Source organism: Pseudomonas sp. KU43P, assembly GCF_033095865.1.
Classification (GTDB): Bacteria; Pseudomonadota; Gammaproteobacteria; order Pseudomonadales; family Pseudomonadaceae; genus Aquipseudomonas.
This window is the reverse complement of sequence record NZ_AP019365.1, coordinates 2,598,927-2,624,896: the sequence shown is the minus strand read 5'-3', so window position 1 is coordinate 2,624,896 and position 25,970 is coordinate 2,598,927. Positions and strand designations below refer to the sequence as shown.

Here is a 25,970-nt window from a genome sequence, read left to right as displayed (position 1 = left end):
CTGACGACACAGCCCTCAGCGCTTATCCAGCCAGCGCGCCAACAAGAATGTCGCCGCCACCGCCAACACCACGGCGGTGGCAACCGACGGCAGCGTGCCCCACTGCTCGATCGAAGCTTTCACGGCAAGGTAGAAGCCCAGTACCCCTACCGCGCCGATGGCATTGCCCCGCACGATCGCCCCGAGTTCCTGATGCCCGCCCTGAACATGGGCGAACACGGCCAGAGGCCAGGCGATTACCGGGATCGGTGCCAGCAAGCCGCTGGCTACCGGCCCCAGCCACTCGGCGCTGGCCGTGATCGCCACCAGCAGCAAGGTGGCGGTGAGCATACGCATGGGGATGACCCAGCGTGGCAACGCCACGACCTTGGCCGGGGCACTTTCTGCCTTTGGCCGGGTGACCAGGATGATCACGCTGAGCAGCGCCAGCGTTACCGCCACCGACGCGGCCACCAGGCCCAGGCGGCTCATCAGCCAGGCACAGGCGGCGTACACCGCCAACGCTGCCAGGCAACCGATCAAGGCTGAAACCCGACGGGTGACCAGGAAGTAGAACAAGTAGGTCGCCTGAACCGCAGCCAGCCCCGCCAACGCCCCCGGCACCGCCTGCAGGGCAAACTCGGCGCCTTGCTCCAGGCTGAGAAACAGAATCACCAGGGCCGAGGTGACCGGCAGGCCGGAGAGCAGGCCGCCAATCTTGGTGCCCCAGCGCCTGGCCGCCAGTGAAATGGCCAGCATCAGCGTAGGGGTGATGAGAAATTTCAGGTAGAAGACAGTCATGAAAGGCACGGCAGGCTCTGGGACAAGGTTTGGCATGATACCTCAGCACTGCCCCAGCGAAGGCCCCCGAACAAAATTGCTGTCAGCCGCTGGTGGCGCGGGCCGAGCCCTGTGTATGCTGCCGTCGACCGAGCCTCGCTATCGGACTCCCCCGCCCATGGCCGTTGACCTGCAAGCCCTCTACCCCAAGCTGATCCACCTGATGCTGGACACGGTGTTCGTGGTCGACCGGGACAACACGATCGTGTTCGTCAGCAACGCCTGCGAAGCCTTGCTTGGCTACCAGGCCGAGGAACTGATCGGCCCCCCGATCACCCATTACATGCACCCCGACGACCTGGAGGCCACGCGGGCCTCGATCATCCGGGTGATGAACGGCCAACCCCACTGCGATTTCCGCAATCGCTACCTGCGCAAGGACGGCGGTATCGTGCACATTCTCTGGTCAGCCTTCTGGTCCGAGGAAGTCGGCGCACGCATCGGCGTGGCGCGCAACGTCACGGCCCAGGCCAAGGCCGAGGAAGAACTGCGTTTTCTCGCCCATCACGACCCGCTGACCCGCCTGAGCAACCGCTCGCTGTTCAACCAGCGCCTGAACAGGGCGCTGCAGCGGCAACGCCCACTGGCGCTGCTGTTTCTCGATATCAACGACTTCAAGGCCATCAATGACGAACATGGCCATGCCATGGGCGACCGCGTGCTCTGCGCGGTGGCCCGGCGCCTGGAGACCTGCATGGGTGAGCACGACACGGTGGCGCGCATGGGCGGTGACGAATTCACCCTGCTGCTCACCGAGATGGAGTCGCCCGGCGCCATTGCCGAGAAGACCGCGCAGATTCTCGCCGCCATGGCGCCGCCCCTGGACGAAGACTGCGGCGGCCTGCCCATGCCGTCCTGCAGCATCGGCATTGCCTGCTACCCGGTCGACGGCCAGGATGCCGACACCTTGCTCAGCCATGCCGACGGCGCCATGTACCGGCAGAAAAAGCGACGCTCCGCTAACGGCTGACCTGCTCAGCCCAGACCCTGCTGGCCCATTTGCGCCTGCAAGAACACCCGCAAGGCCTGCGCCGCCGGTGACAGGCTGCGCCCTCTGCGCGTGAGTAGGCCGATCTGGCGCTCGACCTTCGGCGCCGCCAGCGGCAGGAAGGCGAGTTTTTCGTTTTCCAGGGGAAACGCCAGGTAAGGCAGGGTACTGATTCCCACACCCTGCTCCAACATGGCGATCAGCGAGATCATGTTGGACACGAACAAGCGGCTGTGTGCCAGCAGCGTCTCGGCTTCGCTGCCCTCCAGCAGCCGCGAGGTGCCGTTGCGCACCATCGCCAGCCCCTTCAGCTGCGACCAGTGCAAGGCCTCGCCGGCCTGCGCCAGCGGGTGGTCGGCGCGGCACACCACGCCGACCTGGTCGTGCAGGATCGGCGCGAAATCGACCTGTTCATCGGCCAGCCACAGGCTGCTGATGCCGAAATCCACCTGCCCCTGAGCCAGCAGTTGCTGCACCCGTTCGGCGGTAGCATCCTGAATGCTGACCTGCACGTTCGGGTGCTCGGCCACGAAGCGCGCCAGTGGCCCGGGCAGCAGGCGGCTGGCCACCGAAGGCACGGTGGCAATGCTGACCTGGCCGATTTCATGGTGGGCCAGCAGGGTCACTTCGCGGGCGATGCGGTCGTGCTGTTCGAGCAAACCGCGAAACAGCGGCAGGCAGTGCTCGCCGAACGGCGTCAGCTCCACCCTGCCCCCACCCTTTTCGACCAGCGCCTGGTCGAGTTTCTGCTCAAGCTCGCGCACCGCCAGGGAGATCGCGGGCTGGGTGCGGCAAGCTTGGCGGGCGGCGGCATGAAAGCTTTTGAGTTCGGCGACCAGGACGAAGTAGCGCAACTGGGCGATCTTCAACTCGGGCAACATGGTTAGCGTTCCTTATCAAAGCATTTTTTTTATTAATTTTTATTTGACCCATATTGCTCGCAAGATGAAGGCCAGGCAAACAGAGGCTTTCATCCATGTCACACAACACCTACAAGAACTACATCGATGGCCAGTGGTGCGAAGGCCAGGCCACCGTCGCCAACCACAGCCCCTCGGACACCCGCGACCTGATCGGCGAATACCATCAGGCCTGCGCCGACCAGACCTTGCACGCCATCCAGGCCGCTCGCGCCGCACAACCGCAATGGGCCGCCAGCGGCCTGGAAGCCCGCCAGCACGTGCTGATGGCCATCGGCGACGAGCTGATCGCTCGCAAGGCGGAACTCGGCGAACTGCTCTCGCGTGAAGAAGGCAAACCGCTGGCCGAAGGCATCGGCGAAGTGCACCGCAGCGGCCAGTTCTTCCACTACTACGCCGCCGAAGTGCTGCGCCAGTTGGGCGAAACCGCCGCATCCGTGCGCCCCGGCATCGACATCGAGGTGCACCGCGAACCGGTGGGCGTGGTCGGCATCATCACCCCGTGGAACTTCCCCATGGCCACCGCCGCCTGGAAGATCGCCCCGGCACTGGCCTTCGGCAACGCCGTGGTGTTCAAGCCGGCCAACCTGGTGCCTGCCAGCGCCTGGGCGCTGACCGAGATCATCAGCCGCCAGGGCCTGCCGGACGGCACCTTCAACCTGGTCATGGGCAGCGGCGCCAGCGTCGGCGAAACCCTGGTGCAATCACCCGACATCGATGCCCTGACCTTCACCGGTTCGCTGCAGACCGGCCGCCACGTGGCGGTCGCCACAGCCGGCAACCTGGTGCGCTGCCAACTGGAAATGGGCAGCAAGAACGCCCTGGTAGTGATGGACGATGCCGACCTCGACCTGGCGGTGGAATGCGCACTCAACGGCGCCTTCTTCGGCACCGGGCAGAAGTGCACAGCGTCGTCGCGGCTGATCGTCTGCGACGGCATCCACGATCGCTTCGTCGAAGCCCTGCGCCTGCGCATGCGCCAGCTCAAGGTCGGCCACGCCCTGCACGCCGGGGTGCAGATCGGCCCGGTGGCCGAGGCACGCCAACTGGAGCAGAACCTGGAGTACCTGCGCCTGGCCCAGGCCGAAGGCGCCACCCTGATCGAAGGCGGCGAGCGCCTGCAACTGGACAGCGACGGCTACTACATGCGCCCGGCGCTGTTCACAGGTACCCGCAACGACATGCGCATCAACCGCGAGGAAGTGTTCGGCCCGATCGCCTGCGTGATCCGCGTCAGCGGCTTCGAAGAAGCCCTGGCCACGCTCAACGACACCGTCTACGGCCTTACCGCCGGCATCATCACCCAGTCCCTGCGCCATGCCAGCGAGTTCAAGCGCCGCGCCCAGACCGGCTGCGTGATGGTCAACCTGCCCACCGCCGGCACCGACTACCACGTACCGTTCGGCGGCCGCAAAGCCTCCAGCTTCGGCCCCCGCGAACAGGGCCAGTACGCCCGTGACTTCTACACCGTGGTCAAGACCACCTACCTGCGGCCTTGAAGGATGAGCACCATGAACGACCTCCTGATGATCGACGGCCTGCAGTACTCCAACTGGAGCCCGGAAATTTTCCAGCAGATGCAGGCCGGTGGCCTGAGCGCAGTGCACGCCACCATCGCCTACCACGAGAACGCCCGCGAAACCCTGTCACGCCTGGGCGAGTGGAACCGGCGCTTCGAAACCTGGCCCGAGCTTATTCGCCCGGTGCGCAGCGCCGGCGATATCCGCCTGGCCCAGCAGGAAGGCCGGGTGGGCATCTTCTTCGGCTTCCAGAACTGCTCGCCGATCGAGGACGACATTGCCCTGGTCGAGGTATTCCGCCAGCTGGGCGTGTTCGTCATGCAGCTCACCTACAACAACCAGAGCCTGCTCGCCAGCGGTTGCTACGAGCGCGAGGACAACGGCATCAGCCGCTTCGGCCGCCAGGTGATCGCCGAGATGAACCGGGTCGGCATGCTGATCGACATGTCCCACAGCGCCGAGCGCAGCACCCTGGAGGCCATCGAGCTGTCCAGCCGGCCGGTGATCGTCTCGCATGCCAACCCGTCGAGCTTCCATGCCGCCAAGCGCAACAAGTCCGACGCAGTGCTGCGCGGCATCGCCGAATCCGGTGGCCTGCTGGGCTTCAGCACCTACCCCTTCCACCTCAAGGACGCCTCGGCGTGCAGCCTGGAGAGCTTCTGCGACATGGTCGCACGCACGGCCGACCTGATGGGCGTGGAGCACATCGGCATCGGCACCGACCTGTGCCAGGCACAACCGCTGGCGGTGCTGGAATGGATGCGCAACGGCCGCTGGAGCAAGGACAAGGACTACGGCGAAGGTTCCAAGGACAACGCCAACTGGCCGGAACCGCTGCAGTGGTTCCGCGACAGCCGCGACTTCCCCAACATCGCCCGGGGCCTGCGTGCCCGGGGCTTTGCCGAAGACGATGTACGCAGGATCATGGGGCTGAACTGGCTGCGCCTGCTGGAAACCACCAGCACGCCGCAAGCCTGAGCCCCGCACGGACAGCATCAACAATAACAACAACGCAGGTTCCGGAGGCTTCATGAAAAACCCAACCACCCTGCAGGCTGAAGGCCAGGCCATGGGCCTGCCCCTGGCGCGGGACATCGACTGGCCGCTGTTCGTGATCAGCGGCGGTTTCCTGGCAGCGTTCCTGCTGGCGGCGCTGGTCGATATCGAGGCGGTATCGGCGCTGGTGAACACGCTGTTCGCCTGGTCGACCAAGTTCTTTGGCCTGTACTGGCAGGTGCTGATGCTGGCGACCTTCGCGGTCAGCCTGGTGATTGGCTTTTCCCGCTGCGGGCGGGTGCGCCTGGGCGGCGTCGACCAGCGCCCGGACATCAGCACCTTCAACTGGATCGCGGTGATCATGTGCGCACTGCTCGCCGGTGGCGGGGCGTTCTGGGCGGCGGCCGAGCCGCTGATGCACTTCGCCAGCCCACCGCCACTGTTCGTCGGTGTGCAGCCGCACAGCGAGGCGGCGGCCACCGCAGCGCTGGCGCAGTCCTTCGTGCACTGGGGCTTCCTCGCCTGGGCGGTGCTCGGCAGCCTGCTGGCGATCGTGCTGATGCACCTGCACTATGACAAGGGCCTGCCCCTGGCTCCGCGCACCCTGCTCTACCCGCTGTTCGGCGAACGAGCGCTGAAGGGGCCGATCGGCACCCTGGCCGATGCCACCTCGATCATCGCGGTGGTCGCCGGCACCATCGGCCCGATCGGCTTCCTCGGCCTGCAGATCAGCAGCGCGATGCACGCGGTGTGGGGGGTGCCCAATGGCATCGTCACCCAATCGCTGACCATCGTGCTGGTCACGGCGATGTACACCGTGTCCTGCCTGGTGGGCCTCAAGGGCATCCGTTTCGTCAGCGAGATCAACGTGTGGCTGATGATCGGCCTGGCGCTGTTCATGGTGGTGTGCGGGCCGACGCTGTTCATCCTCGGCGGCTTCCCGGCGGCCTTTGCCCTGCACGTGGAGCAGTTCATCCCGATGACGCTGTTCCGCGCCGACCCGAAATGGCTGGACTGGTGGACGGTGTTCTACTGGGGCTGGTTCATCGGCTACGCCCCCATGGTGGCGCTGTACGTCGCACGGATCTCGCGGGGCCGCACCATTCGCGAGATCATCATGACGTTGTCGATCATCGCCCCGCTGGTGACCATGTTCTGGTTCACCGTGGTCGGCGGCACGGGTATCGGCCTGGAGCTGCATACGCCAGGGATCGTCACCGCCCATGGCACCCAGCCTGAGGACCTGCTGCTGGGCGTGACCCAGAACCTGCCGCTGGGCGGCCTGATCAGCGCGCTGTTCCTGTTCCTCAGTTTCATATCGGTGGCCACCAACGGCGACGCCATGGCCTTCACCGTGGCCCTGGCGATGTCCAGCAACGACAAACCGAAGAAATGGCTGTGCGGCTTCTGGGCCATCGGCATGGGCCTGGCGGCGGTGGTGCTGATCACCATCGGCGCGGGCGGTGTCACGGCCTTGCAATCCTTTATCGTCATCACCGCGGTGCCGGTGTCGCTGGTGATCCTGCCAGCGTTGTGGGATGCCGTGCGCATCGCCCGGCACATGGCCCGCGAACAAGGCGTCTGAACCATGATGCATGCAGGTACAACAACAATGAGCAACCCCGCGTTCGCACCCTCCGGGCTGCGCCCGGCCAGCCAGGTGATGGACCTGGCCCGCCTGGGCAGCCACTTCCAGAGCCCGTTGAGCTTCGTGCGCAGCAGCATGCGGCGGATGATGAACCAACGCTGGCAGATCAGCCGCAGCCGCTTCGACCTGGACGGCAACGGCTTCGGCACCGCCATCTACCGTATCGACACGCCCAACGCGCACTACCACTGCGTGATCTTCTCGGCCTACCTACCGCCGGAAAAGCGCAGCGACCGAGTGATCGCCGACCAGTGGGACGTGGCCTTCGTGCTGGTGGCAGGCGACGTGGACGAGGCGCAACTGGCCGACCTGCAGCGCAATGTGCCGCTGCAGGAGGCCGGCCGCTTCGATGCCCGGGTGCTGGTGCTGTCTCGGGCCAACCGCAGCCTGCGCAATTTCGACCGCTTCCTGGCGGCACTGGCCGAGGGCAACCAGCCCGACCCGCGCCAGCTCGCCGAGGTCGGCTACCTCTACCGCACCACTGCGGTGTATGGCAACGGCAAGTTCGGCATCGCCGACTTCGCCTGCCTGCAAGGCAACTCGGACTTCGATCAGCCGTTCAGCGCGCAGATGTTCACGGTCTACCTGCTGCGCCACTTCAGCATCGAGCAGATCGAGCACATGGCCCGCGCACTCGCCCCGCAACGGGCGGTGCCGCTGGCGCCTGCGCTGCAGCGTTACCTGGGGGTGGGCAATGCCACCGGGCTGGGTATGGCGCCCTTTCTGATCAACCACCCGCAACTGGTCGAGCGCTGGATCGCCACGCGGGAAACCGCGTTGGCCCAGGTGCTCGCGCAAGCCCCCACGCTTGAACGACTCGCCCGGCTGCGCTCGCTGCTTTCCAGGGCCCACGCGCACCTCGAACAGACCTGTACCGAGGATCAGCGTCAGCATGACCAGGACCAGCACACCCTGGCCGAGCTTGCCCGGCTGACCGCCTGGCTCGACAGCCAACCCTGCAACGCTGGCCTCTGGCAGCGCCTGCAGGCGTGGAGCGAAGCCCATGCCGGGGTGGGTTGCCAGGAACTGCTGGTGAGCCTGCTGCTGGAGCTGTACCCCGAGCAGGTCACGCCGCTGGCCGAGCAGATGGGGGTGGTCGAAGGCTGCCAACTGGATGCGCAGATGCCCCTGGGGCAGCTGTGTGAGCTGATCGAACAGCATTACGCCTGGGCCCTGGCCTACGACTTCGCCGAGGGCGAGGCCGAGCATTTCTTCTGGTACCGCTCTGCGGAAAAAGAAGAACCGCGCCTGGGCATGCGCCGCACCGAGCCAGGTGCCGAGAAGGAAATGCAGCTGGGCATTGCGCGTAATATCCAGCGCTGTCACAGCGCCCTGATCACCCACTTGCGCACGCAGCCCCATGCGCTGACGGCGCACTTCCTGATTGCCCAGCCGGGGTTCAAGGGCACGGTCCGCCGCCTGCAAGGCATGGCCCGCACCGGCTATGGCGAGATCCGCGCCAACCTGCTGGCCGAGGACATGCTGCCGATCCACCTGTTGCGCTGCAAACTGGCGTTTTTCGGTGCCGGCAAGTTCGACCCCAAATCCAGCCGCTGGGTGCGCATCACGCTGTTCCAGGGCGCGCCCCTGGTCGGTGAGATCGGCCTGCCGTTCGACGACGACTGGAACTTCGCGGTCATGCCGCAGGGAGGCTTCTGAACATGCGCGTATCCCTCAACGAAATCCAGGTGATGTGCCGCAAGGCCTTCGAGGGCATGGGCTTTGCCGTCGGCGACTGCGAAGACGCCGCCGAACTGGTCGGCTGGCTGCACCAGCAGGGGCTGGACGGCACGGGCACGTTGGCCAAGGCACTGGACTACCTGCAGAGCGAGGCAGAGCGGCCCTACACCCTGAGCCATGAAGACAGCGCACTGCTGGTGATCGACGCCCAGGGCCAGAGCGTGCTGCGCTGCGCCGCGACCGTGGTGGAACTGGCGCTGGGCAAGGCCCTGCGCGACGGCCAGGCGGTGCTGCGTATCCAGCATTGCCATAACCGCCTGCTGTTGCTCGGCTACCTGAGCCAGGCGGCCGAACGTGGCCTGGACGTGCGGGCCCAATGGGGCGATGCACGCCAGCGGCACGTGGCAACGTTTGCCGCTGGCGCCACCTGCCCCGGCTTGTACAGCGAAGACACCGAAACCGGCGCAGAGCAGAGCATCACGGTGCTGTTCAGCCAGCCGACACAACCTGCAGCGACTGCCGCCACCAACCTGGCCACGCTGAACCAGGGCTTCGAGGTGCACGAGCAGACCTGGCAGCGGTTGAAGCAGTTCGCCGAACAGATCCTGGTCGAAAGCACCGAAGCCTCGCGCCGCCATGGCGCCGGCGGTGGTAGCGATGTCGACTGAATGCCCCTTGTCAGGAACCTTTCAATGAAACATGCCATCAAGACCGACTTGTATGCCTCCAAGGCGCCTCTGGAATGGGCCGTCGTCGGCAACGGCACGCTGTACACCGCGCAGATCCCCATCGATGCCCAGGGCCAGGTGGTGGCCGGCGGCATCGAGGCCCAGACCCGCCAGACCCTCGACAACCTGTGCCATACCCTGGAGGCGGCGGGCGCGTCGCTGGACGATGTGACCCAGGTGCTGATCTATGTGACCGACCGCAGCTACCTGGCGACAGTCAACAGCCTTTATGGCCAGTACTTCCAGGCGCCCTACCCCAACCGCGCCGCAGTGGTGGTGGCCGGTTTGGCCCGGGAAGAGATGCTGGTGGAACTGGTGGTCTATGCCTGTGTGCCCTGCCGCGCAAACTAAACATTACACACACATCCCTTGTGGGAGCCGGCTTGCCGGCGATGAGGCCGGGGCAGACCACGCTGAATGTCTGCTCGGGCCCTATCGCCGGCAAGCCGGCTCCCACAGGAATCGCGAGCTTTTGGAGGGTTCTGCTTCACCCAGCTATCGTTACTGTCGCAATGCCAACCCCGCACCTCGCATCGTCCCCCTTCAAGGAGCCCGACATGCCACTGGTACGCATCGACATCAAACGCCAGCCCAACCCCACTCACCTGCAAACCCTCGGCAAGGTGGTCTACGGTGCGCTGCGCCAAACCATCAATGTGCCCGAACACGACAACTTCCAGGTGCTCACCGAGCATGACAGCGAAAAACTGGTGAATGACCCGCAATACCTGGGCATCCAGCGCACCGATGGCCAGGTGTTCATCCAGATCACCCTCAGCGAAGGGCGTACCGTCGATCAGAAGAAAGCCTTGTACCTGGCCATCGCCCAAGGGCTCGAACGTGAGGCCGGAGTACGCCCGGAAGATGTCTTCATCAACCTGGTCGAGGTGCGCAAGGAGAACTGGTCGTTCGGTAATGGCATCGCGCAGTACGCGCTCTGAACCCGGCGGACGAACATGCCTGATCGCCAATTCCTGGGCCTGCGCGGCCTGACTATGATCTTCGTGCTGCTGGCGGTGCTGGCCACGCTCGGTATCTGCCTGGCCGTCGCCTACGGCGTGCAACGGGACGCTCTGATCGGCTCGACCCTGGCATCGAACCGCGCCTACGCCTCCAAGGTCGCCTCGAGCATTGGCGAATTCCTGCGTTCGGCGCAGAACCGCCTGCAATTCAGCAGCCTGCGCGTGGCCGACCGCTTCGACGAACCGGCCGTGCTCAAGGACGAAGCCTTGCGTTTGCAGGCCCAGGATTCAGAACTCGATGTGGTGATGATCCTCGATGACCAGGGCCAGGTCCTGGCCCTGCATCCCGACATACCCGGCGTGCTCGGCAGCACGCTGACGTCTAGCGAGGTCAAGCATGCACTGGCAGAACACCAGCCGATGGTCAGCCAGGCCTACACGTCCGCAACAGGGCAGCTGATCGTATTCATCTCAAGGCCTATCCTGGACCGCAACGGGAAGTTTCTCGGCGTGATCGGGGGGGCGATCCACCTGCAGCAACATGGCGTCATGCACGGCCTGATCAGCCATCACGCCTACAGCGACGGTACCTATGCGTTCATCGCCGACAGCAACCACCGCTTGCTGTATCACCCCAACCACGAGCAGATTGGCCAGGTGATCACCAACAGCCCGACGATGAACGCAGCATTACAAGGGCAGACAGGCGAACTCGCCGCGCCTAATTACCAGGGCATCCCCATGCTTGCCGGCTATGCCTATGTGCCTGAAGCCGATTGGGCGGTGGTGGCCCAGCAACCTGAAAAGCAGGCACTGGCCCCCTTGCGCCAACTGATGCGCGAGATGCTGCTCAAGATCGTGCCGGCCGGCACGCTGGGCCTGCTGCTGATTCTGGCGGGCACCTTCCTGATAACCCGGCCGTTGCGTCAGCTCGCCAGGATCGCCGCTGATCTTTCTGCCCCGGAAACGCCCAGACGCCTGGCGGCTGTGCGGGGCTGGTACGCCGAGGCCGGAGCGATTCGCCACGCGCTGCTCAAAGGCGTGCAACTGATGCACAAAGAAATGGGCCAGTTGAACCAGGTGGCCTTGAGCGACCCATTGACCGGCCTTGCCAATCGCCGGGCCATGGATGCAACGCTGTCAGATCTTGATCGGAGCAACCGGCCCTATGCCGCGCTGGCGCTGGACATCGACCATTTCAAACGGGTCAACGACGTCCATGGCCATGATGCCGGCGATCGGGCCTTGCAACAGATCGCACAGCTTATCCAGAACGCCTCCAGGGCCATCGACCTCGCCTGCCGCGCTGGCGGCGAGGAATTCGTGCTACTGCTGCCGGATACCAGCCTGGCAGCCGCCACTCAGGTGGCCGAGCGCATCCGGCAAAGTATTGCCGATACGCCGGTTGACGGTGTCGGTGCCTTGACGATCTCCATCGGTGTCGCCTGCAAGGACGCCGTCACGGTGAGCAGCGCCGACATTCTCAAGCGCGCCGATGAGCACCTGTACCTGGCAAAACAGACTGGCCGAAATCGGGTAGTGGCAGCGAGCCCAACGCAGGGCTCGGTTTCAGGCCAATGAACTTGCGGCGAGGCACGAAGTTTCCGGCCCTTCTTCACTTCAGGCTTCTTCAGTGGGTGCGGGCTCGAGCGCAGCCTGTTCGGCCATTTTCAGGCGGTCCGCCTTGCAGATGTACTTGGGCTTGCTGCGCGGGGCTAGTTTGGCGCTGGCTTTCTTGGCGTGGGCTTGCATCAGCTGTTTGATTTTCTTGCGGCGATTCATGGGGTGCTCGGTAAAAAAGAGATACGCTTGCAGCCTACACTGTTAACGCTGGCTGTTGGAGCGCCCGCCGTGACTAATGCAAATGCCGCGACGTTCTTGCAGGGCCTGGACGACGACTGGGCTCGCCACATCGCCGCCATCGGCCCCTGCCGCCATGAAACCAAACCGGCCCGTGAACCCTACGAGGCGCTGATTCGCGCCATTGCCTACCAGCAACTGCACGTCAAGGCCGGGGATGCGATCCTGGGGCGTTTTCTCGCGCTCTACCCGGGCCAGGCTTTTCCGGGCCCTGAGTCCTTGCTGGCCACGGACGCCGAATTGCAAAGGGCCTGCGGTTTTTCCGCGAGCAAGCTGGCGACCATCCGCGCCATCGCCCAGGCGCGCCTGGATGAGGTGGTGCCATCGCTGGCCGACGCCCGAACGATGAACGATTGCGAACTCATCGAGCGCCTGGTGACCTTGCGAGGAGTTGGCCGCTGGACGGTAGAGATGTTCCTGATCTACAGCCTGGAACGCGCAGATATCCTGCCGGTCGACGACTTTGGCGTACGCGAGGGCTACCGTCGCCTGAAAGGCCTGGAAAAAACACCGACGCCGCGGCAGATGCGCGAGCTCGGCGAGCAGTGGAGCCCCTACCGCACCACTGCGGCCTGGTACCTATGGCGGGTGCCGCAAACCAGGTGAATTCGAGCGCAAGAACCGGAGTGCTTGCGCTGCCAGCGGTTTCTACACTGGCTCCACTTCGACCTTAGCGAGATTGCGTCATGATCCAGCCCAAGCCATCCAGCGCCCCTTTTGGCACAGATGAACAACGCTGGGCCGCCGTGCAGGCCCGCGACGCCGCCGCGGACGAGCATTTCGTGTATGCCGTGCGTACCACCGGCGTGTACTGCCGCCCCAGCTCTTCGGCCCGCCGCCCCAAGCGCGAAAACGTGCTGTTCTTCGCCAATGCGCAGCAGGCCGAGGCGGCAGGTTTTCGCCCTAGCCAACGCGCCTCGCGGGACCAAACCCGCGCGAGCGAACAGCGTGCGGCGCTGGTGGCCAAGGCTTGCCGCCTGATGGATAGCTCGCCGACACCGCCCACGCTCGACGAGCTGGCGGCACATCTGGGCCTCAGTGCATTCCACTTTCACCGCGTGTTCAAAGCAGAGACCGGCCTGACGCCTAAGGCCTATGCCTCGGCCACCCGCGCCCGCAAGCTGCGCGAAGAGCTGGGCCAGGCCGACACCTCGGTGACGGATGCCATCTACGGCGCCGGCTTCAATTCCAACAGCCGCTTCTATGCCGCCTCCGAGCAACTGCTGGGCATGCGTGTGAAGGCCTATCGGGATGGCGGCGTGGGCACCACGATCCGCTTCGCCATCGGCGAGTGTTCCCTGGGCGCGATCCTGGTCGCCCAGAGCCAGCGCGGCATCTGCGCAATCCTTCTGGGCGAGCACCCGGACGCCCTGCTGACCGATCTGCAGGACCAGTTCCCCAAGGCCCAGCTGATCGGTGGCGACCGCCAGTTCGAAGCGTTGATAGCGCAAATCGTGGGCTTCATCGAGGCGCCCTCTCTGGGCCTCAACCTGCCGCTGGACATCCGCGGTACCGCGTTTCAGGAGCGCGTCTGGCAGGCGCTGCGCGAGATCCCACCGGGCTCGACGGCGAGCTACAGCGACATCGCCGAACGCATCGGCGCACCTAAAGCCGTGCGGGCCGTGGCCCAAGCCTGCGCGGCGAACCACATCGCGGTGGCGATCCCTTGCCACCGGGTGGTACGCCGCGACGGTGATATCTCCGGCTATCGCTGGGGCGTGGAGCGCAAGCGCGAGTTGCTCGAGCGCGAGTCTGGCCACTGATTATGGCCGGGCCGCGCATCTGGTTTTTGCTGGGCAGCGACGGCAAGCCCCTGCTGAGCGCCCAGCCCGGCACCCTGGGTGGCCACCGCGGCGGCAAGCGCTACGGCAGGCTCGATTGCCGTGTGGCCTTGCAGGCCATTGCGCGCGGTGGCTATGTGAAACAGCGGGTGTTCTTTCTCGACGAACCTTCCGCCCTTGCGGCAGGATATCGACCCTGTGCTGTCTGCATGCCCGACGCCTATCGGCTGTGGAAGCGCACCCAGCCGCCACGCGCATGAGCGCGCACAGCCAACAGCAGGGAGGTAGACGATGCAGGCACTCAGCAGCGAGCGCTTACGGGCAATCATCCACGAGAATTCGATCAACCGAGCCTTGCTGGCCATCTTGCCCACGTTGCAGATACCCCATTGCATGCTCGTGGCCGGCTGCCTGTTCCAGACCTACTGGAACCATCGATCAGGGCAGCCTGCCGAATGGGGCATCAAGGACTACGACATCGCCTACTTCGACCAAGACCTATCGTGGGAAGCCGAAGACCGCATGATCACTAGCGTTCACCAGGCCTGCGCCCAGCTTGGCGTCAACGTTGAGATACGCAATCAGGCCCGCGTGCACCTGTGGTATGAGGCGAAATTCGGGGCCGGCTACCCGGCGTTGAAGCAGGTCACGGATGGCATCGATCGCTATCTGATCCGATCAACCTGCCTGGGTATCGATGTGGGCACGGGTGAGCTGTACAGCACCCATGGGCTGGACGAGCTTCAGCGTGACCTGCTCAGGATGAACGCGTTGAACCCGCAGCCCGAGTTGTTCAAGGCCAAGGCCGACAGTTATCGGGCGCGTTGGCCCTGGTTGACGCTTCAAGAAAACTGAGACTTCATTGGGTGCAAGGCATCACCAGCGCTTTCCCTCGGCTTCGAGCGGATCTGTACAGCGCTGGTGTAGAGGCTATCTCGATACCTGCAAACAGGCCCGATCAATCTGCCCATTTGCCAAGGCATAGGACAGGGTCCATACCAATGACATCTCTGCCAAAGGAGTCACCGCATGTCGAAGCTCTATCCAAGTATTGATCCTGAGGGGCTGGTCGAGTACTCGGTGGTCTACACCGACCGCTCGCTCAATCATATGTCGCAGGCCTTTCAAGGCGTGATGAAGAACATTTCCAAGACCCTGAAACAGGTCTACAGCGCCCAGGGTGTTGCAGTGGTGCCAGGCAGCGGAACGTTCGGTATGGAGTCGGTAGCGCGACAGTTTGCCACCGGCCAGCAGTGCCTGGTGATCCGCAACGGTTGGTTCAGTTATCGCTGGAGCCAGATCCTGGAGATGGGCAACATCCCGGCCGCTACCACGGTGCTGAAAGCCCGACCGGTCGAGACGGGCCGCCAGGCAGCCTACGCGCCCCCGCCTCTGGACGAAGTGCTGGCGGCCATCGAGGCGCACAAGCCACAAATCGTCTTCGCCCCCCACGTCGAAACGTCATCCGGCATCATCCTGCCCGACAACTATTTGCGAGCCATTGGCGACGCCGTGCATGCAGTGGGGGGCCTGTTCGTGCTGGATTGCATCGCCTCAGGCACGCTGTGGGTTGATATGCAGAAGTGTGCAGTCGACCTGCTGATCAGCGCCCCACAGAAAGGTTGGAGCGCTTCCCCTTGCTGCGCGCTGGTGATGCTCAGTGCGTTGGCGCTCGAGCGCATCGAGCAGACGCAAAGCAGCAGTTTTGCCTGCGACCTGAAAAAGTGGCTTGCGATCATGCAGGCATACGAACAAGGCGGACATGCCTACCATGCGACCATGCCCAGCGATGCTCTCGCGCGCTTCAACGACGTGATGAACGAGATGCAAGCCTACGGTTTCGACAACGTCCGCGATGAACAACAGGCTCTGGGCGATCGGGTGCGCGCCATGTTGACTGGCAAAGGCATCAAAAGCGTGGCCGCAGCCGGCTTTCAGGCGCCGGGCGTAGTGGTGAGCTATACCGATGATGCCGACATCAAGAACGGTAAGAAATTTGCAGAACACGGCCTGCAGATAGCCGCAGGAGTGCCGTTGCAGTGTGACGAACCGGCCGACTTCCAGACCTTCCGGATCGGTCTGTTCGGGCTTGAAAAACTGCACAATATCGAGCGCACGGTCAGCACCCTTGAACAGGCATTGGACGAAGTGATCTGCCCCCTGTCCAACGCTAAGTGACAGGGCGGGATTGAGCGGTGCATACCTGACTGATAACACATAGCTATCAATCTCAATGCTCATTCAGGAAAGAGATCCGTCCATCGTTTGATGAATTCAGCGCCCGCCAACATCCGGGGCGCTGATTTGATGCCTGTTAGATCGAGCGCTGCGCGCGATGCCTAGGACAGCATTACGACTGCCTGGGGGTCAGCACAGAGGCGGTGGCGTTCTCGCTGGAGAAGACAAGGAATGCCAAGTGGGCCTCATAGCGATTGAGCACATCATCTATGACCTGCTGTTTGGTCAGGCCCATCAAGTCATAACCACCAGACCCCGTCTGGGTGAACACCTCCAAACGGTAATAGACATCGATCTCGCGCGTCATGCGGCCACTGAACACGGGCACAGGCGCCTCGACGATGGCGACGTGGTAATGGAAGTCACGGAATCTGTCCATCGATACCCGCAGCAACGGTTCCCCAATACCGCTTGTATTGACCAGGCTTTCCCGGGTGACGTGATAGCCCTGGTGGCGAAATTCAGCGACGACCTCGTCCAGCGCTGGCCCGACTGTTCGGTTGAGGAACTGGGTGACCTGGTGCAGCGATGGATACGCCCGCAGGTGCTCGAGCCGTTGCTTCCACGAGCGCTCCGGAACATGCCCCCCGCTAGCCGCCATCGAGGGCCGTCGCAGCACCCGCCCTTCACGCTCGGCACGTTCCATGCGCAATACCTTGTAGAAAGATGCCATCACCAGATAAGCGATGACCGTCACCGGTAGCGCGAAAATCAGCGTTGCATACTCCATGGTCGTGACCCCGCCTGCGACCAGCATCGCCACAGTGAGCATGGCCGTGAGCAAGGCCCAGAAGATCCGCAGCCAGCTCGGGCCGTCATGGGAAGGGTCGGGAATCGTTGCTGAAAAGTTCGACATCACCATCGCCCCGGAGTTGGCGCTGGTGAGGTAGAACAGCAAGCCTGACAGCGTTGCCAGACCAATCAGAAACATTGAGCCCGGGAACATCTGAAGCAGTGCATACCAACCCCGCTCGGGGCTGTCCATCGCCAGCGTGGCAAACTCGGTGTTGCCCTGAAGCACCTGAAAAAGTGCGCTGTTGCCGAACAGCGAGACAATGATGAAATCGCACAGCACCGGCGCAGTGACCGCCGCCAGGACGAATTCACGCAAGGTGCGACCTCGCGAGATTCGCGCCAGGAACACGCCGACGAATGGCCCCCAGGCCAGCCAGAAGGCCCAGAAAAACAACGTCCACCCCGCCATCCAGCCGGCCCCGTCGGGCTCGTAGGCAAACGTCTGGAATGTGCGCGCCGGAAAGGTGACGAGAAACTGACCGATGTTCGACACCAGTGCATTCAACAAGAACGCCGTCTGCCCTGTTATCAGGATGTACAGCATCATCGCCACGGCGCTCCAAAGGTTCAACTCGGCGATCCAGCGGATGCCTCGGTCAACCCCGGAGGTGGTGGCCGCGATGGTAAGCGCTACAGCACCCATCACCAATGCGATCTGTAATGAGAGGCCTTGTTCCAGGGCGAATAGCAGCGAGAAACCAACACTCAGCAGTACCACACCGATACCCATCGACGTGGCGACTCCAAACACGGTGCCGACCAGCGCAATGATGCTGATGCCATCACCCAAGGGGCCACGCACGCGTTTGCCAAACAGCGGGTAGAGCGCGGCGCGAATCGACAGCGGCATGTCCCACCGATAGGCGAAGTAACCCATTGCCATACCTAGCAGGGCATACATCGCCCACCCTGCGATGCCATAGTGAAACATGGTCCAGATGACCGCGTCCTGCATGGCCTGGGCAGTACCGCCTTCGCCGCTGGGCGGGTGCAAGTACTGTACGACCGGGCCGGTGACCGAATAGAACAGCATGTCTATGCCGACCCCTGCGGCGAACAGCATGGCGACCCAGGTCACTAGCTTGTACTGCGGCCGCGAGTGGTCAGGGCCGATGCGCACGTCCCCTTCCTTGGAAAACGCGACCCACAGCACGAAGCCGATGACCAGGGTCATCGTCAGCACGTAGTACCAACCCAGGTTCGTCGCAATCCAGTCGGTGGTCCGCTTCATGGCCGAGCGTGCTGCATCAGGCATGAGCATCGTGGTAATGGAAAACACCAGGATCACGATTGACGAAATCAGCAGGACGCGCCAGTTGATGCGCGCCTCCTGATGTACGACCAATTGGTCGTGACCTTTGCTGAGGTCACTGCGAGATACGGGAGGATCGTCAGCGTCGCCTGGTCGCCCAGGGCGGCGAGTCGTGCCGCCGAATCTGCTGCGCTCGAGTGCTGGCATCGGCTTCACGCATGGCCCAGCAGTCGTTGAAGTGGTCGGATCGTCACCGTTGCAGTGTTGATCCTTGGGAGGTACGAAGGGCATGAGCTTTCTCCTGTTGCGTACTTCATTCAACTCCGCCTGATCAGGCCTGCGTCACAGGGGGAGCGAATTCCATCCATTCGGTTGTTTCATGCGATTGCACGCGCACATGTGCGCGCTGGGACAGCAGCCCCCCAAGGCAGGCTCGCCCGGCGCCGGCGCAAGTGCGTGGGTTGGGGTGGCCAAGCGTGCTGACGCCATGGAAAGCGCATTTGAAATGCGTTGACTCGAACCACCTTTTTGGTAGCTCAGTCCAGCTGATGAAACGCCCAGCCACGAAAGGGCCTGATAACGGCGACCACACGGATCGTGCGGGGCAGGATTGCCGATTCTGGACACGGCTCCGTTGGCCGGGCGAAAGGCAGACAGCGCAGGGGTACCACGCGTGTCAGCTAGATACTCCGCAGTTCAAGCCCGCAGTGCCTATCAAGCGTTTCAACTGAGCCTTGGCTCAGTTGAGGTGAAAGCCCTGGGTAGGGAACATCGCCAGGGTTGGCGTCGTCGCTATTGCCAGACGACGCATTGGGGGAGTGTTCTGATGGAACCTGCGAATTGTAACGACACAGGCAGTCAAATAGAAGGCTCACCCACAGCTATCGGGCGAGAGCAAGGCAACTGCTGCTGGCTTGAGCATGGTCGGGCTCAACTGACTCCACTCTACCCACTTGCAGGCTTCGATCTGCTTTCCTGGTACAACCCAGCAACCAAATAACGACTATCGTTCAGGGCGGCGTCAGCAACCTCCGTTGCGCTTGCACTCGATATCCGTGAAAAGGAAGAGCACATGCAAAGAGTCCAACTCATGCGCTTGTTAGTCATGGTGCCTGTCATACAGTTCAGTACTGCCCAAGCCGATGACTCTGCTGAACTGGCCAAGGCAGCGCTAAACCCTGTGGCTGCCATGTACAGCCTGCCGGTGCAGTACAACTGGGACCAGAAGATGGGGTCAACCGGTGAGGGCATGCACAGTGTTACCAACATTCAGCCGGTGCTGCCGTTCACATTGAACGAGGACTGGAACCTGATTTCCCGCACCATCTTGCCTTTCATCGACCAGCATGGCTTGGCCCCGAATGGCGCGGCGGATAAAACGGGTGCAGGGGATATCACGCAAAGCTTTTTCTTCTCCCCCAGCAAACCTACCGACAGTGGTTGGATTGTTGGCGCTGGTCCGGCTTTATTGATTCCAACCGGCAGTGATGAACTACTGAGTAACGAGCAATGGGGTTTGGGGCCGACCGCAGTGGCGCTCAAACAATCGAATGGCTGGACCCGCGGCATACTCGCCAACCACATCTGGGGACTTGATGGCAGCCCACCGGATGAGAAGGAAAAAGTAGACCAGACCTTCCTGCAACCCTTTCTGTCGTACACCACCAATACACACACCACATACGGTATCAACTCCGAATCAACCTATGATTGGCATGCACGCGAGTGGTCGGTACCCATCAACCTGACAGTCACCCAACTGCTGAAAATCGCAGGCCAGCCCCTGACAATCCAGGCAGGCCCGAGGTATTGGCTGGACAGATCAGGCGACGGGCCCCAAGGCTGGGGCGTGCGCGTCGCAGTCACCTTGCTGTTCCCTCATTGACAGATAGCCCATGGTGGACTTTCCAGCCCAGGAGAAATTTCAGCAGGCTCACCCGCTTCCCGGCACGCCCGGGTACTGGCTTCACGGCGCAGGTGCGTGAACTGGAAATGGAAGTGGGCGAACTGGCCAGATCTGAGACAAAATAACTGTACAAGATTTTTGACTTGTACAAATTTAGGCATAGGCTTCAGCTATACCTGTACAAAAATATCATGCTGTACAGGCATGCCAGGAGCCCGCCATGTCAGCCTTTCTGCAGCAGTTCGCCGAACGCTTTGCCGACCTTGATGCGGACCGACTCGACAGCCTGCAAAACCTGTACAGCGAAGACATCATCTTTCGCGACCCCCTGCACCAGGTCGAGGGGCTACCGTCTTTGACGGCCTATTTCGCTCAGTTGTACGCCAACGCCCAGGATATCCGCTACACCTTCATCGGTGCCGACGAGGTGGCGCCCGGCCAGGGCTATCTACGCTGGGCCCTGCGGTTCCGCCACCCGCGCCTGGCCGCTGGCCGGCCAGTCAACCTGCAAGGCTGCAGCTACTTGCAATGGCGAGAACGTGTGTATCTGCACCAGGACTACTTCGACGCGGGTGCCCTGCTCTACGAAAACATTCCCGTCATGGGCAGTGCCATCCGCTGGCTCAAGGGCCGCCTGGCATGAGCCGCTACTGGCTGACCGGTGCAAGCAGTGGTATCGGCGCGGCCCTGGCGCAACGCCTGCTCGAACAAGGTCACCAAGTGGCCTTGGGTGCCCGCGACGCCGAGCGCCTGACAGCGCTGGTCGAACGCTTCCCCGGGCAGGCGCTGTTGGCCATAGGCGATCTCGACGACCCGGCTCAGGTAACGGACATCGCGACGCGCATCCAGCTGGCATGGGGCGCACTGGATACGGTGATCCTCAACGCGGGCACCTGCGAGTACCTCGAACCGGGCCACTTCGACCCTGCGCTCATCGAGCGGGTAATGCGCACCAACGTCCTCGCACTCAGCCATTGCCTCGCAGCCGCCCTGCCCTTGCTGCGCGCCGGCCGGCAGCCGCACCTGGTGGTGATGGGCAGCTCGGTTAGCTGGCTGGCCCTGCCCCGCGCCGGTGCGTACGGCGCATCCAAGGCGGCCGTGCGCTACCTGGTGGAGTCCCTGCGGATCGACCTTGACCATGAAGGCATCGACACCACCCTGGTCAGCCCCGGTTTCGTCGACACGCCGCTGACACGCCGCAACGACTTTCCCATGCCGCAGCTGTGGCCTGCGCAGCGTGCGGCCGAGCACATCGCCAAGCGGCTGCCTCGGCGCCCCTTGGAAATCAACTTCCCCTTCCCTTTCATCTTTGTCTTGCGGCTTCTCGCGGCCCTGCCAGTGCGCCTGCGCCTGGCCCTGGGGCAACGCCTGGCCCGCCATGAACAGGAATGACCCCCCATGCGTATCGCCATCATCGGCAGCGGCATCGCCGGCCTGACCTGCGCCTACCTGCTGTCGCGCAAGCACGCGGTGACGGTGTTCGAAGCCGAGCAGTGGATTGGCGGCCATACCCATACTGTCGACGTGGCCTGGGGTGGGCAGCGCTATGCCGTCGACACCGGCTTCATCGTCTTCAACGACTGGACCTACCCCAACTTCATCCGCCTGCTGGGGCAGCTCGGGGTTGCTTGGCGGCCAACCGAGATGAGCTTTTCCGTGCATGAGCCGCACAGCGGCCTGGAGTACAACGGCCACAGCCTGAACACGATGTTCGCCCAACGCAGCAACCTGCTGTCGCCAGGCTTCTGGGGCATGCTGCGTGATATCCTGCGCTTCAACCGCCAGGCGCCCGCCGACCTGGACGCCCAGCGCATCAGCCACGAAACCACCCTCGGCGCCTACCTCGAACGCCACGGCTATGGGCAACGCTTTGTCGCCCACTACATCGTGCCGATGGGGTCGGCGATCTGGTCGATGTCTCGCGCCGACATGCTCGCCTTCCCGCTGCGCTTTTTCCTGACCTTCTGCCGCAACCATGGCCTGCTGTCGGTGAATGACCGCCCACAGTGGCGAGTGGTCGAGGGCGGTTCGCGCAGCTATGTCGAGCCCCTTTGCCGGTCATTCGCCGGCAGCATTCGCCTGGGTTGCAAAGTGCAGCGGGTCAGCCGCGATGAGGCAGGTGTGGCCATGCTCAGCGACGCTGGCAGCGAGCGCTTCGACAAGGTGGTGTTCGCCTGCCACAGCGATCAGGCCCTGAAGCTGCTGGTGGCTCCCAGCACCGAGGAGCGAGCTGTGCTGGGGGCGATCGGCTACGCCGACAATGACGTCGTGCTGCATACCGACACCCGCCTGTTGCCGCAACGCAGGCACGCCTGGGCCAGCTGGAACTATCGCCTCGGCGCCAGCGCCCAGGCCCCGGCCGCCGTCACCTACAACATGAACATCCTGCAGGGTCTGAAGGCCGAGGTGACCTTCTGCGTCAGCCTGAACCAGACGGCACTGATAGACCCAGCGCAGATCCTCGCACGCTTTCGCTATGCCCATCCGCAATACAGCGTCGCCGCTGCTGCGGCGCAAGCGCAGCAACAGCCGCTACAGGGGCAGGCGCACAGTTACTTCTGCGGCGCCTATTGGGGCAACGGGTTCCACGAAGACGGCGTGGTCAGCGCCCTCCAGGTGGCACGCCACTTCGGTGAGCAGCTATGAACAGCACCCTGTGCCTCGGCTGGCTCCACCACCGGCGCCTGACGCCGCGCGCCCACGCGTTTCGCTACCGGGTCGGCATGTTCGAGTTGGACCTGGACGAGCAAGCCCAGTGGCTGGGCTTGTCACGCTGGCTGGGGCGCTGGCGCCTGGCGCCGCTGTGCTGGCGCGAGACTGACTACCTGCCGGCCCTGACTGGCCAAGGCATGCCGCTGGCACAGGCCGCACGCACCTTGGTCGCCAGGGCCACGGGCGATCTGCCTCGCGGGCCGGTACGCCTGCTAACGCAGCTGCGCTGCTGGGGCTTGTCGTTCAACCCCGTGAGTTTCTACTTCTGCCATGACGCCGATGGGCAGTTGGCCGCCGTCCTGCTAGAGGTGCGCAACACCCCCTGGCGGGAGCGCTTTCATTACGTGCTCCCGGTACAGGGCGACCTGACCAGGCCGTTCAGCATGACCAAGGCCTTTCACGTCTCGCCGTTCATGCCCATCGACATGGACTACCGGCTGCAATTGCGCCTGGACGCGGCACACCTGCGCATCCACATGCAGAACTGGCAAGGCGGCCAGCAGGTATTCGAGGCCGACCTCGCCCTGCGCCGCAGGCCGCTCGATCGCAGCGCGCTGCACGGCTACATCCTGGCCTTCCCGTGGACGAGCCTGCGCACGGTCGCGGCCATCTATTGGCAAGCCTTGCGCCTGCTGCTCAAACGCACCCCCATCCATGACCACACCAAGCATCAGGGCGACCTGGTACTTGGCCAACCCTGCGAGGAGCCCGACCATGTCCAACCCGATGCTGAGCGCTAGGAAGTCTGCAGGCCTGGGGCCCTGGCTCGGTGCGCTGGCACGTGGCGCCGTGCTGGCCCAACTGGGCAAGCTGCGTCATGGCCACCTGCGCCTGCTCAGCCACGGCCAGCAATGGAGCTTCGGCGACGCCGCCAGCCCGTTGCAGGCCGAGGTGGAGGTGCTCGATGACGGGGCCTGGGGCCTGATTGCCGGCAATGGCTCGGTCGGTGCCGGCGAAGCCTACATCCATGGCTACTGGCGCAGCCCGGACCTGGCCGTGGTGACCCGCCTGTTCGTCGCCAACCTCGAGGTGCTCGATGCCCTCGAGGGCGGCTTGGCGCGCCTGGGGCGCCCTGCCCTGCGCCTGCTGCACTGGCTCAACCGTAACACCCGGGGCGGCGCCCGACGCAACATCCTGGCCCACTACGACCTGGGCAATACCCTGTTCGAACAATTGCTCGACCCCACCATGATGTACTCCGCGGCCCAGTTCGAGCACCCCGACCAGCCCCTGGAGCGGGCTCAGCTGAACAAGCTGGCGTGCATCTGCAGGAAGCTCGAACTCGGCCCCAGCGACCATCTGCTGGAGATCGGCTGCGGCTGGGGCAGCCTGGCCATCCATGCGGCCACCCAGCATGGTTGCCGGGTCACCACCACCACGCTGTCCGAAGCGCAATACGCCTATACCCGGCAGCGGGTGCAGGCCCTGGGGCTGGAAGGCCAGGTGACAGTCCTGCGCGATGACTATCGCGACCTGCGCGGTACTTACGACAAGCTGGTGTCCATCGAGATGATCGAGGCCGTGGGCCATCGCTACCTGCCGGCCTACTTCCGCCAATGTGCTGCGCTGCTCAAGGCCGATGGGCTGATGCTGCTGCAAGCCATCACCATTCGCGACCAACGCTATGCTCAGGCCCGCCGCTCGGTGGATTTCATCCAACGCTACATCTTCCCGGGCGGTGCGCTGCCTTCGCTGAGCGTGATGCTCGAAACCGCCAGCCGGCAGACCGCGCTCAACCTGGTGCACCTGGAAGACTTCGCCGGGGACTACGCACGCACCCTGGGCCACTGGCGCGACAACCTGCGGCAGGCGCGACCGGTGCTTGCTGCCTTGGGTTATGACGAAGCGTTCCAGCGCCTGTGGGAGTTCTACTTGTGTTACTGCAAGGGTGGTTTCGAGGAGCGCGCCATCGGTGTGGCCCAGCTACTGTGGGCAGCGCCCCAGGCACGTCGTGCGCCGTTACCGCCAGCGTGATGAGCACCAGCACCTGGCGGCTCGTCAACGCCCTGTGGCTGCAGGCCGGCTGGTGGCTATGCGTGTTGGGCGCACAGCGTCCCTGGCTGTTGTGGCTGGTGCCGATCGGCCTCGCCGTGCATGTGGGCTGGTGCACGTCGCCCCGGGCCGAGGCCAAGGCGCTGTGCCGCGTCACCATGGCCGGGTGCCTGCTGGACGGCGTGCTGGGCACGATCGGACTATTCGCCTTCACTGCCTGGCCACTGCCGCTGTGGCTGGCGCTGTTGTGGCTGGTGCTGGCCAGTGGCTTGCGACACAGCCTGGCCTGGGCGGGCCGGCCGTTCTGGCGAGGATCACTGCTTGGGGCAGTGGGCGGCCCACTGGCGTATCTGGGCGGAGCACGGCTGGCCGATGTCGCCCTGCCCTTGGGGCCGCTGGCAACCGGCGTGCTGCTGGTGCCGCTCTGGGCCCTCGCCTTCCCGCTGTTGGTGCGCCTCGCTGCGCGGCCGTGAACGGCGGCAACGTTCGGAACAGTAACGCACCTGCTCCCAGCATTGCGCCCAACGCTTGCGCCAGGTGAACGCAAGACCACAAACCGCGCACACTTTGGTAGGCAATGGTTTCCTGTGCATAGCGCCTCCCGGTATTGCGCCGTGCGCGAGCAGGCTCAGTTACAGGATGCACCCGCCGGCAGCCGGCGGAAGAACAGTGATATCTGGCCGACTTCCACACCCAGTTTGCGCATGCTCGTGCGGTTGATGAGGGTGTCGTCGTCCATCAGGTACATCCAGTCGTCCATGTCCATTTGCCAGTGCCGCCCATCGACAGGCAGGTCCAGTTTGTAGCGCCAACGCAGCGCATTGCCGGCAATTTCACCGCGGGCCTCACCTATCACGTCACCGGCCGTGCCGCGCCAGCGGCCGGGGCCGTCCGGCACCAGGGTCCAGACCCGTCGCTGCTGTTCACCGTCGTTGTAGACGAAGCGCTCGTCGAGGATCAATCGCTCGCCTTCACGGTGGCTGGCGATACACACATCAAATCGCCTGGCCACCTCCCCGGAGCGCTTCTGGAAGATTCCCCAAGCCTGGACCGGGCGCGAAAAGAACGCCGCCAGGTCGAGTTTGGGTTGCTCAGCGGCGTAATGCTCGACGCCGACATTGCCGCAGCTGCCAAGCAGCAGGCAGGCCGCCAGCAAAGGTGCCTTGTTCATGC

The 25,970-nt window shown here is 63.8% G+C and carries 26 protein-coding genes and 1 pseudogene; 21 read left to right on the top strand and 6 right to left on the bottom strand.

From position 1 onward, the window contains the following. Window positions 1-15: 15 nt before the first annotated feature. On the bottom strand, window positions 16-780 hold the full coding sequence (locus KU43P_RS11890; protein ID WP_317663787.1) for a hypothetical protein: 765 nt from the start codon (window positions 778-780) through the stop codon (window positions 16-18). Between the two features lie 157 nt (window positions 781-937). Here KU43P_RS11890 and KU43P_RS11885 point away from each other — a divergent pair, with 157 nt between their 5' ends. Next, window positions 938-1,789, top strand: a complete 852-nt coding sequence (locus tag KU43P_RS11885) for a sensor domain-containing diguanylate cyclase (RefSeq protein ID WP_317663304.1) — start codon at window positions 938-940, stop codon at window positions 1,787-1,789. A gap of 5 nt (window positions 1,790-1,794) precedes the next feature. Here the strand turns inward: KU43P_RS11885 and KU43P_RS11880 are convergent, their stop codons facing one another. Then, a complete protein-coding gene (locus KU43P_RS11880; protein ID WP_317663303.1) occupies window positions 1,795-2,688 on the bottom strand; it encodes a LysR family transcriptional regulator in 894 nt (297 codons plus the stop codon). A 95-nt stretch (window positions 2,689-2,783) separates the two neighbouring features. On the opposite strand from KU43P_RS11880, the gene KU43P_RS11875 reads away from it, so the two are divergent. The 8 genes from KU43P_RS11875 to KU43P_RS11840 all read left to right on the top strand — a co-directional run bounded on the left by KU43P_RS11875 (window position 2,784) and on the right by KU43P_RS11840 (window position 11,842). Beyond that, a complete protein-coding gene (locus KU43P_RS11875) occupies window positions 2,784-4,226 on the top strand; it encodes an aldehyde dehydrogenase family protein (protein ID WP_317663302.1) in 1,443 nt (480 codons plus the stop codon). 12 nt (window positions 4,227-4,238) lie between these two features. Continuing rightward, window positions 4,239-5,225 carry a dipeptidase gene (locus KU43P_RS11870; RefSeq protein ID WP_317663301.1) on the top strand — a complete coding sequence of 329 codons (987 nt, stop codon included), beginning with the start codon at window positions 4,239-4,241 and terminating at the stop codon, window positions 5,223-5,225. Between the two features lie 52 nt (window positions 5,226-5,277). Further along, complete coding sequence (locus KU43P_RS11865; RefSeq protein WP_317663299.1) at window positions 5,278-6,828, top strand: BCCT family transporter; 1,551 nt, start codon at window positions 5,278-5,280, stop codon at window positions 6,826-6,828. A gap of 27 nt (window positions 6,829-6,855) precedes the next feature. Beyond that, complete coding sequence (locus KU43P_RS11860) at window positions 6,856-8,550, top strand: hypothetical protein (protein ID WP_317663297.1); 1,695 nt, start codon at window positions 6,856-6,858, stop codon at window positions 8,548-8,550. A gap of 2 nt (window positions 8,551-8,552) precedes the next feature. After that, complete coding sequence (locus tag KU43P_RS11855; protein ID WP_317663295.1) at window positions 8,553-9,239, top strand: DUF3726 domain-containing protein; 687 nt, start codon at window positions 8,553-8,555, stop codon at window positions 9,237-9,239. 24 nt (window positions 9,240-9,263) lie between these two features. Continuing rightward, the gene (locus tag KU43P_RS11850; RefSeq protein WP_317663294.1) at window positions 9,264-9,650 is read left to right on the top strand and encodes a RidA family protein; all 387 of its coding nucleotides are present in this window, start codon (window positions 9,264-9,266) and stop codon (window positions 9,648-9,650) included. Between the two features lie 206 nt (window positions 9,651-9,856). After that, a complete protein-coding gene (locus KU43P_RS11845; RefSeq protein WP_317663291.1) occupies window positions 9,857-10,240 on the top strand; it encodes a tautomerase family protein in 384 nt (127 codons plus the stop codon). 15 nt (window positions 10,241-10,255) lie between these two features. Further along, window positions 10,256-11,842 carry a sensor domain-containing diguanylate cyclase gene (locus KU43P_RS11840; RefSeq protein ID WP_317663290.1) on the top strand — a complete coding sequence of 529 codons (1,587 nt, stop codon included), beginning with the start codon at window positions 10,256-10,258 and terminating at the stop codon, window positions 11,840-11,842. 39 nt (window positions 11,843-11,881) lie between these two features. On the opposite strand, the gene KU43P_RS11835 is transcribed toward KU43P_RS11840, so the two are convergent. Continuing rightward, complete coding sequence (locus KU43P_RS11835) at window positions 11,882-12,043, bottom strand: DUF2986 domain-containing protein (RefSeq protein WP_317663289.1); 162 nt, start codon at window positions 12,041-12,043, stop codon at window positions 11,882-11,884. A gap of 69 nt (window positions 12,044-12,112) precedes the next feature. On the opposite strand from KU43P_RS11835, the gene KU43P_RS11830 reads away from it, so the two are divergent. The 5 genes from KU43P_RS11830 (at window position 12,113) to KU43P_RS11810 (ending at window position 16,080) form a co-directional block, all read left to right on the top strand. After that, window positions 12,113-12,727, top strand: coding sequence for a DNA-3-methyladenine glycosylase family protein (locus tag KU43P_RS11830; protein WP_317663287.1), 615 nt, complete (start codon window positions 12,113-12,115; stop codon window positions 12,725-12,727). 80 nt (window positions 12,728-12,807) lie between these two features. Next, the gene (gene ada, locus KU43P_RS11825) at window positions 12,808-13,884 is read left to right on the top strand and encodes a bifunctional DNA-binding transcriptional regulator/O6-methylguanine-DNA methyltransferase Ada (RefSeq protein ID WP_317663285.1); all 1,077 of its coding nucleotides are present in this window, start codon (window positions 12,808-12,810) and stop codon (window positions 13,882-13,884) included. A 2-nt stretch (window positions 13,885-13,886) separates the two neighbouring features. Further along, window positions 13,887-14,162 carry a metal-binding protein gene (locus KU43P_RS11820; protein ID WP_317663283.1) on the top strand — a complete coding sequence of 92 codons (276 nt, stop codon included), beginning with the start codon at window positions 13,887-13,889 and terminating at the stop codon, window positions 14,160-14,162. Window positions 14,163-14,193: 31 nt separating this feature from the next. After that, window positions 14,194-14,757 carry a nucleotidyltransferase family protein gene (locus KU43P_RS11815; RefSeq protein ID WP_317663281.1) on the top strand — a complete coding sequence of 188 codons (564 nt, stop codon included), beginning with the start codon at window positions 14,194-14,196 and terminating at the stop codon, window positions 14,755-14,757. A gap of 174 nt (window positions 14,758-14,931) precedes the next feature. Then, complete coding sequence (locus KU43P_RS11810; RefSeq protein WP_317663279.1) at window positions 14,932-16,080, top strand: aminotransferase class V-fold PLP-dependent enzyme; 1,149 nt, start codon at window positions 14,932-14,934, stop codon at window positions 16,078-16,080. Between the two features lie 172 nt (window positions 16,081-16,252). Here the strand turns inward: KU43P_RS11810 and betT are convergent, their stop codons facing one another. Continuing rightward, on the bottom strand, window positions 16,253-18,478 hold the full coding sequence (betT, locus tag KU43P_RS11805; protein WP_317663277.1) for a choline BCCT transporter BetT: 2,226 nt from the start codon (window positions 18,476-18,478) through the stop codon (window positions 16,253-16,255). Between the two features lie 799 nt (window positions 18,479-19,277). On the opposite strand from betT, the gene KU43P_RS11800 reads away from it, so the two are divergent. The 7 genes from KU43P_RS11800 to KU43P_RS11770 all read left to right on the top strand — a co-directional run bounded on the left by KU43P_RS11800 (window position 19,278) and on the right by KU43P_RS11770 (window position 25,270). After that, window positions 19,278-20,072, top strand: a complete 795-nt coding sequence (locus tag KU43P_RS11800) for a transporter (protein ID WP_411567241.1) — start codon at window positions 19,278-19,280, stop codon at window positions 20,070-20,072. 241 nt (window positions 20,073-20,313) lie between these two features. Continuing rightward, window positions 20,314-20,736 carry a nuclear transport factor 2 family protein gene (locus KU43P_RS11795; RefSeq protein WP_317663274.1) on the top strand — a complete coding sequence of 141 codons (423 nt, stop codon included), beginning with the start codon at window positions 20,314-20,316 and terminating at the stop codon, window positions 20,734-20,736. Then, window positions 20,733-21,485 carry an SDR family NAD(P)-dependent oxidoreductase gene (locus tag KU43P_RS11790; protein ID WP_317663272.1) on the top strand — a complete coding sequence of 251 codons (753 nt, stop codon included), beginning with the start codon at window positions 20,733-20,735 and terminating at the stop codon, window positions 21,483-21,485. Before KU43P_RS11795 ends, KU43P_RS11790 begins: the two co-directional genes overlap by 4 nt. A gap of 6 nt (window positions 21,486-21,491) precedes the next feature. Beyond that, window positions 21,492-22,739: an NAD(P)/FAD-dependent oxidoreductase gene (locus KU43P_RS11785; RefSeq protein WP_317663270.1), complete on the top strand. Its 1,248-nt coding sequence runs from the start codon at window positions 21,492-21,494 to the stop codon at window positions 22,737-22,739. Then, a complete protein-coding gene (locus KU43P_RS11780) occupies window positions 22,736-23,545 on the top strand; it encodes a DUF1365 domain-containing protein (RefSeq protein ID WP_317663268.1) in 810 nt (269 codons plus the stop codon). The genes KU43P_RS11785 and KU43P_RS11780 overlap by 4 nt, the downstream gene beginning before the upstream one ends. Beyond that, window positions 23,520-24,779 carry an SAM-dependent methyltransferase gene (locus KU43P_RS11775; RefSeq protein WP_317663266.1) on the top strand — a complete coding sequence of 420 codons (1,260 nt, stop codon included), beginning with the start codon at window positions 23,520-23,522 and terminating at the stop codon, window positions 24,777-24,779. The genes KU43P_RS11780 and KU43P_RS11775 overlap by 26 nt, the downstream gene beginning before the upstream one ends. Continuing rightward, a complete protein-coding gene (locus KU43P_RS11770) occupies window positions 24,779-25,270 on the top strand; it encodes a DUF2878 domain-containing protein (protein ID WP_317663264.1) in 492 nt (163 codons plus the stop codon). The genes KU43P_RS11775 and KU43P_RS11770 overlap by 1 nt, the downstream gene beginning before the upstream one ends. A gap of 12 nt (window positions 25,271-25,282) precedes the next feature. Here KU43P_RS11770 and KU43P_RS27030 read toward each other — a convergent pair. Both KU43P_RS27030 and KU43P_RS11760 read right to left on the bottom strand, forming a co-directional pair. Beyond that, window positions 25,283-25,390, bottom strand: a pseudogene (locus tag KU43P_RS27030) (DUF2256 domain-containing protein); the annotation flags it as partial. 35 nt (window positions 25,391-25,425) lie between these two features. Continuing rightward, window positions 25,426-25,968, bottom strand: a complete 543-nt coding sequence (locus KU43P_RS11760; RefSeq protein ID WP_317663262.1) for a DUF3833 domain-containing protein — start codon at window positions 25,966-25,968, stop codon at window positions 25,426-25,428. Between the last annotated feature and the right edge of the window lie 2 nt (window positions 25,969-25,970).

What these genes read in the sequence shown, in the direction of transcription:
- KU43P_RS11865 (WP_317663299.1), top strand. Translation starts at nt 5,278, where the DNA reads ATGAAAAACCCAACCACCCTGCAGGCTGAAGGCCAGGCCATGGGCCTG.
- KU43P_RS11870 (WP_317663301.1), top strand. Translation starts at nt 4,239, where the DNA reads ATGAACGACCTCCTGATGATCGACGGCCTGCAGTACTCCAACTGGAGC.
- KU43P_RS11835 (WP_317663289.1), bottom strand. Translation starts at nt 12,043, where the DNA reads ATGAATCGCCGCAAGAAAATCAAACAGCTGATGCAAGCCCACGCCAAG.
- KU43P_RS11880 (WP_317663303.1), bottom strand. Translation starts at nt 2,688, where the DNA reads ATGTTGCCCGAGTTGAAGATCGCCCAGTTGCGCTACTTCGTCCTGGTC.
- KU43P_RS11840 (WP_317663290.1), top strand. Translation starts at nt 10,256, where the DNA reads ATGCCTGATCGCCAATTCCTGGGCCTGCGCGGCCTGACTATGATCTTC.
- KU43P_RS11820 (WP_317663283.1), top strand. Translation starts at nt 13,887, where the DNA reads ATGGCCGGGCCGCGCATCTGGTTTTTGCTGGGCAGCGACGGCAAGCCC.
- KU43P_RS11795 (WP_317663274.1), top strand. Translation starts at nt 20,314, where the DNA reads ATGTCAGCCTTTCTGCAGCAGTTCGCCGAACGCTTTGCCGACCTTGAT.
- KU43P_RS11775 (WP_317663266.1), top strand. Translation starts at nt 23,520, where the DNA reads ATGTCCAACCCGATGCTGAGCGCTAGGAAGTCTGCAGGCCTGGGGCCC.
- KU43P_RS11885 (WP_317663304.1), top strand. Translation starts at nt 938, where the DNA reads ATGGCCGTTGACCTGCAAGCCCTCTACCCCAAGCTGATCCACCTGATG.
- KU43P_RS11875 (WP_317663302.1), top strand. Translation starts at nt 2,784, where the DNA reads ATGTCACACAACACCTACAAGAACTACATCGATGGCCAGTGGTGCGAA.
- KU43P_RS11785 (WP_317663270.1), top strand. Translation starts at nt 21,492, where the DNA reads ATGCGTATCGCCATCATCGGCAGCGGCATCGCCGGCCTGACCTGCGCC.
- KU43P_RS11850 (WP_317663294.1), top strand. Translation starts at nt 9,264, where the DNA reads ATGAAACATGCCATCAAGACCGACTTGTATGCCTCCAAGGCGCCTCTG.
- KU43P_RS11770 (WP_317663264.1), top strand. Translation starts at nt 24,779, where the DNA reads ATGAGCACCAGCACCTGGCGGCTCGTCAACGCCCTGTGGCTGCAGGCC.
- ada (WP_317663285.1), top strand. Translation starts at nt 12,808, where the DNA reads ATGATCCAGCCCAAGCCATCCAGCGCCCCTTTTGGCACAGATGAACAA.
- KU43P_RS11810 (WP_317663279.1), top strand. Translation starts at nt 14,932, where the DNA reads ATGTCGAAGCTCTATCCAAGTATTGATCCTGAGGGGCTGGTCGAGTAC.
- KU43P_RS11780 (WP_317663268.1), top strand. Translation starts at nt 22,736, where the DNA reads ATGAACAGCACCCTGTGCCTCGGCTGGCTCCACCACCGGCGCCTGACG.
- KU43P_RS11890 (WP_317663787.1), bottom strand. Translation starts at nt 780, where the DNA reads ATGACTGTCTTCTACCTGAAATTTCTCATCACCCCTACGCTGATGCTG.
- KU43P_RS11855 (WP_317663295.1), top strand. Translation starts at nt 8,553, where the DNA reads ATGCGCGTATCCCTCAACGAAATCCAGGTGATGTGCCGCAAGGCCTTC.
- KU43P_RS11845 (WP_317663291.1), top strand. Translation starts at nt 9,857, where the DNA reads ATGCCACTGGTACGCATCGACATCAAACGCCAGCCCAACCCCACTCAC.
- betT (WP_317663277.1), bottom strand. Translation starts at nt 18,478, where the DNA reads ATGCCCTTCGTACCTCCCAAGGATCAACACTGCAACGGTGACGATCCG.
- KU43P_RS11790 (WP_317663272.1), top strand. Translation starts at nt 20,733, where the DNA reads ATGAGCCGCTACTGGCTGACCGGTGCAAGCAGTGGTATCGGCGCGGCC.
- KU43P_RS11815 (WP_317663281.1), top strand. Translation starts at nt 14,194, where the DNA reads ATGCAGGCACTCAGCAGCGAGCGCTTACGGGCAATCATCCACGAGAAT.
- KU43P_RS11800 (WP_411567241.1), top strand. Translation starts at nt 19,278, where the DNA reads ATGCGCTTGTTAGTCATGGTGCCTGTCATACAGTTCAGTACTGCCCAA.
- KU43P_RS11760 (WP_317663262.1), bottom strand. Translation starts at nt 25,968, where the DNA reads ATGAACAAGGCACCTTTGCTGGCGGCCTGCCTGCTGCTTGGCAGCTGC.
- KU43P_RS11860 (WP_317663297.1), top strand. Translation starts at nt 6,856, where the DNA reads ATGAGCAACCCCGCGTTCGCACCCTCCGGGCTGCGCCCGGCCAGCCAG.